Below are 5,494 nucleotides of genomic sequence, written 5' to 3'. Positions count from 1 at the left end.
ATTTAATTTTCTTAAAGGGTTATTATTTTTTTTAGAACTAATAGTATCGAGAATAGTATTTTCTCCATCACCTATTTCCTGATCAAGAGAGACCCATTGAGATGAATATAGTTTATAATATAAATTATTTATTTTTTTGTGAGAAAAATCGATCTTTTCGGAAACTTCATCAACTGTAGGTCTTCTTCCCAAATTTTGAGTCATTTCTTCCACAACTTTTTTTAATTTTTTACCATCTCTTCTAAGAGAATGAGGCAGCCAATCAAGACTTCTTAAATGATCAATTATTTCTCCGCGAATTCTTTTATTTGCATAAGTAGAAAATTCTATCTTTTTTGTATGATCAAATTTTTCTAAGGCATCAATTAAACCCAGAGCTCCAAAACTTTCTAAATCATCTTTTTCTACAAATTCCGGGACCATCATTTTTACTCTCCCGGCATGATATTTAACAAGAGGAAGATACTCTTTTATAAGTTTTTCTCTTGCTTCAGAGGAATTATTTTCTTTATATTCTTTCCAGAGTTCATAATTATCAATCATAAAAAACTCTCCTTAAGTTAGTTGGATTCTTCCTCTTCAACTTCTAAGACAGTAGGATCCATTGGTGAAAATTCATCTTCTTTACTTTCCTCTTCAGCTTCTTTTTCTTCTCTATTACTTTTATTATTCTTTTTCTTATTGTTATCTCCTGCTGTTCCTTTTTTACTATTTTTATCTGGTTGATAATTATCGAGAATATAAGTTATTAAAAAAGTTATAAGAGCAACTACAAATAAAGCTATAATTCCATTATATAAAACTTCTTTTAGAGGATTAGCATTTATTAAATTAATCAAAGTAGTAAGAGAATATGCTATAATGCCTGTAAATAAAGAAATCAAAATATTATTTCTCATTTACAACATCCCTTTTTTTCTTAATTCTCTTTGATAATCAAAGAGCCAGCCAATAATTTCATCCCTGGCCTGACGGGAAATATCTTCGAATTCAACTCCAACAGCTTCACCATTTGGAAGACTGTATTCCTGTTTAACTTCTCCTAAAATCATAACTTCTTTAATTCCAGAAAGGTCAATCATTAATTCAATAAAATCTCCCTCTTCAAGATCACTCTCATTAACAAGGCGAACTCCCCCACCACTGAGGTCAATAGTCTGACTTTCAATAAAACTTTTATTACAATCTATTTCATCTCCAAGTTCATAATCATCAAGTTTTCTGTATTTCGCATCTTTTTTTACATCAAGGCGAAAATAATCACGTCTTTGAATTCTCACAATTTCTTCTGGAGGAGTAATTATCAGTAATTTTACCTGTTCTTTTATTCTATCAATTATTTCAGAATTGAATTTATAGGCAGCATCATTTCCTGTGAAAAATATATTAACTTCTGTTCCAGCTCTTAAAGGAACAATTTCTCCATTCCGATAAGGAGCTAAAACTTTAATGTTTTCTTCATTAACTTCATCTATTTTACTTGGAAATGTACCTTTATATAGTCCTTTTTTTACTTCTATGTCAATACTTTGATTTACTCTTAATTTTTTATCTGTAATTAAAGACACCTCCTACCCCTTTTTAAACATTCCTACAATTTTGGAAAAGAAACTTTTCATATTTTGTGAAGAAGTTTCTTCTTTATCAATAAGTCTTGCTGCAGTATTTTTATAAGATTTTACTACTGAAGAGTTTGGATATAATTCGAAAATAGATTGTTGTTTTTTTACAGATTTAACTACCTTTTTATCATAGGGAATATTAGAAGTTAACTCAAGTTTAATATCTAAATATTCTTTAATTACACCTTTCATTCTTTCTATTACTTCTTTCCCTTCAGTATTATTTTCAACCATATTCACAACTAATCCTAAATCACTTCTATAATTATGATTGGACAATATCTTTAATAAACTATAAGCATCCATAATAGCAGTAGGTTCAGGAGTAAGAACAATTAAAGTTTCATCAGCAGCCATTATAAAATTTAAGACATCAGGATGAGCTCCTGCCCCTATATCAATGATAATTATATCATAATTTTCCTGCAAATGTGAAGAAGCAGCCAGTAAACGCTGAACTTCATCAGAACTTACATCTATAAAATCTTCTTCTCCAGAAATACCTGTCAAAACATTAATTCCTGAAGGTGTTTTTACTATCGCATCTTCAATTTTACATTTACCTTCCATAACATGTTTTAAACTATAAGTAGAGGTTAATCCCATTACAATGTCAACATTAGCCATCCCGATATCTGCATCCATAACCAGAACATTTTTATCCATATCTGAAAGAGCATAAGCCAAATTTACACTTAAATTGGTTTTCCCAACTCCACCTTTACCACTGGCTACAGCAATTACTCTAGTTTTAGAATCAATATTTTTTACATTTTCTTGAATATTATTTTCTTTGCTTTTATTGGAACTATTTTTCATCATTTTTCTAAGAGAAGATGCCTGATCATTCATAATTATCACCTAACAAATATTCAAATAATTTATTAGTATCTGCCTCCACTATATCATCAGGTACATCCTGGCCATAAGTAATATATGAATAAGGTAAATTATATTTATTTCTTAAATTTATAATATCACCATATTTAGAAGCTTCATCAACTTTGGTTAATATTATTTTATCTGGTTCTAATGTTGAAAAATTATCAAGAATTTTATTAATATCCTCTGTTTTAGTGTTAAGACTAATTAAAAGATGAGTTTCAGTTACTAAATCTTTATCAGTAAAATTTTTCAATCTTCCTAACTGCATTTTATCAGTCCAGCTACTTCCAGCAGTATCAAGAAATATAAGATCAAAATCTTCAAATTTTCCATTAATAACCTCTTTTAATTCTTTTTCACTATAAACAACTTCAAGAGGAATATTCATAATATCACTATAAGTTTCTAACTGCTGGACTGCTGCTATTCTATAAGTATCAGCAGTTACCATTCCTACTTCTAATTCTTCCTGTAAAGCAAATTTAGCAGCTAATTTAGCAATAGTAGTTGTTTTTCCAACCCCAGTCGGCCCGATAAAAGCAATTATCTTCAAAGACTGCCCTCTGTTTATAGGTGCAGGATTACCAATTGCAGATTTAATATTATTTTTTAACTGATCAATATTAATTTCTTCATTATCATCTTTTAAATCTTCTATTAATTCCTGGGCTATGTTTTCTTTTACCCCCTGTTCTAACAAATTATTATAAATATCAGCTATTTCAGGAGAAAGATTTTCTTCATAAGTTCCTTCTTTTTTTCTTTCTCTTTCCATATTATTTAACATATTTTTTAGTTTATCTATTTCTTCCAATGTTTTTTCATTAGAAACATCACTATTATCATCTTCAAGAGCAGCCAAAACCTCAACTTTCTTTTCCCCAAAAATTTTCAAGCCAAGAAAGCCACCCTTTTTGTATTTGCGCGTATTTAAAATAATAGCATCTGAACCGAGGTCAGCTTTTACCTTAAAAATAGTATCCTGTATTGTATCTCCAACATATTTTTTTACTTTCATTTAATTCACCGTCCCAAGAATTTGAAGATCAAGGTCATTTTGTAATTCATTATAGGATAAAACAACTAATTCCTCAAAAGATCTATATGTCATTTCTTTAATCGGTCTTCTAATCGGAGGAGCAGTTAAAAGTATAGGTTCATGTCCTTGCTGTAATAAGGGTTGTAGTGTTTGAGCTATTTTTTCTATTATATTTTGAGCCCTCTGAGGATCTAAAGCAAGATAATTTCCCTGATCAGATTGTTCTAATGATTGATTTAATTCTTCTTCCAGTTGCGGATCAAGGGTAACAGCATATAACTTATTATCTTCTTCTTTATATAAAGTAGTTATCTGCCTTGATAGAGCCTGTCTTACATATTCAGTAAGAATTTGTATATCCTTAGTTTTTACTGCATAATCAGCTAAAGTTTCTAAAATAGTAACCAGATTTTTGATGGGAACACCTTCCCATAATAAATTTTGTAAAACTTTTTGAATTTCACCTAAAGACATTAAATCTGGAACTAATTCATCAACAACTGCTGGATAATTTTCTTCAATATTATCTATAAGTTCCTGTACTTCCTGTCTACCGAGAAGTTCATGAGCATGGTCTTTTATCAATTCTGTTAAATGAGTGGCCATAACTGAAGGTGGATCTACAATTGTATAATTGGCCAGCTCTGCTCTTTCTTTTTGGTCTTCACTAATCCAAATAGCATCAGTTCCAAAAGCAGGTTCAGTAGTTTTTACTCCATCGATCTCTTCAGTAGTTACTCCTGAATCCATTGCCAAATAATGATCAGGTAATATTTCATATCTATCTATTTCTACACCTTTTAGTTTTATTCGGTAAACATTTGGTTCTAACTGTAAATTATCCAGTATTCTAACTGGAGGAACGATTATTCCCATTTCCATTGCTGTCTGTCTTCTAATCATCGCAACTCTATCCATAAAATCTCCACCCTGTTCAGGCAAAACAAGAGAGATTAGATTATACCCAACTTCAACTTCCATTTGATCTACCTGTATTAAATTTGTCAGTTCTTCAGTTTCAGGTGTTTTCTCTCTACTAATTTCTTCTTCAGCTTCTTCCTTCTTTTCAGCTTCTTCTTTTTCCTGAGCTTCTTCTCTATAAAGAACAAATCCTAATGAACCAATTATAAGAGCTAAAATCAAAAATGGAAAAAATGGTAATCCAGGTACTACAGCTAAAACTGATAAAACACCTGCTGAAATCATTAAAGCCTTAGGCTGGCCTGTTAGCTGATCAGCCATATCTGTACCCATATCACCAGAAGCAGCAGCTCTGGTTACAACCATACCGGTTGCAGAAGATATTAAAAGAGCAGGTATCTGACTGACAAGACCATCACCAACTGTTAAAAGAGTATAGGTTTGAGCAGCCTCAGCAAAACCCATTCCCTGCTGAACCATACCAACAATTAGACCACCAATAATATTTATAATAGTAATTATAATTCCGGCTATGGCATCACCTTTTACAAACTTACTTGCACCATCCATAGCTCCATAAAAATCAGCTTCCTGTCTTATTTTCTTTCTCTGTTCTTTAGCTTCCTGTTCACTAATTAACCCAGAGTTTAAATCAGCATCAATACTCATCTGCTTACCAGGCATAGCATCTAAGGTAAAACGGGCAGCAACTTCAGCAACTCTTTCTGCACCTTTAGTAATAACTATATACTGTATAATTACTAAAATAAGAAATATAATAAATCCGACGACATAATTTCCACCAACAACAAAATTACCAAAACTATTTATTACTTCTCCAGCATATCCCTGACCTAAAATCAGGCGAGTAGTTGAAACATTAAGGGCCAGCCGAAAAAGTGTGGCAAATAGTAATAATGAGGGAAAAACTGATACTTCTAAAGGTTCACTGGTATAAATACTTACCAGAATTACAACCATTGAAAATGTTATATTAGTTGCCAGAAGTATATCCATAAAGAATGTC

General features: G+C 31.1%; 6 protein-coding genes. All 6 read right to left on the bottom strand.

All coding sequences use genetic code 11. From position 1 onward, the window contains the following. A partial coding sequence (locus VJ881_09485) for a sigma-70 family RNA polymerase sigma factor (protein ID HKL76285.1) occupies positions 1–543 on the bottom strand: 543 nt, incomplete at its 3' end. A gap of 17 nt (positions 544–560) precedes the next feature. Further along, positions 561–899 (bottom strand): hypothetical protein, encoded by a 339-nt coding sequence (locus VJ881_09480; protein ID HKL76284.1) that lies wholly within the window; start codon positions 897–899, stop codon positions 561–563. Next, entirely contained in the window at positions 900–1,568 is a 669-nt protein-coding gene (locus tag VJ881_09475) for a flagellar brake domain-containing protein (protein ID HKL76283.1), read from the bottom strand. Positions 1,569–1,571: 3 nt separating this feature from the next. Continuing rightward, positions 1,572–2,474, bottom strand: coding sequence for a MinD/ParA family protein (locus VJ881_09470; protein ID HKL76282.1), 903 nt, complete (start codon positions 2,472–2,474; stop codon positions 1,572–1,574). After that, positions 2,467–3,525, bottom strand: a complete 1,059-nt coding sequence (gene flhF / locus VJ881_09465) for a flagellar biosynthesis protein FlhF (protein HKL76281.1) — start codon at positions 3,523–3,525, stop codon at positions 2,467–2,469. Before flhF ends, VJ881_09470 begins: the two co-directional genes overlap by 8 nt. After that, positions 3,526–5,494: flagellar biosynthesis protein FlhA (gene flhA, locus VJ881_09460; protein ID HKL76280.1), on the bottom strand; the 1,969-nt coding region annotated here is incomplete at its 5' end.

The sequence above is a fragment of the Halanaerobiales bacterium genome (assembly GCA_035270125.1).
GTDB lineage: Bacteria > Bacillota > Halanaerobiia > Halanaerobiales > DATFIM01 > DATFIM01.
Note: the sequence above shows the minus strand (reverse complement) of the source record. Positions and strands in the feature narration are given on the sequence as shown.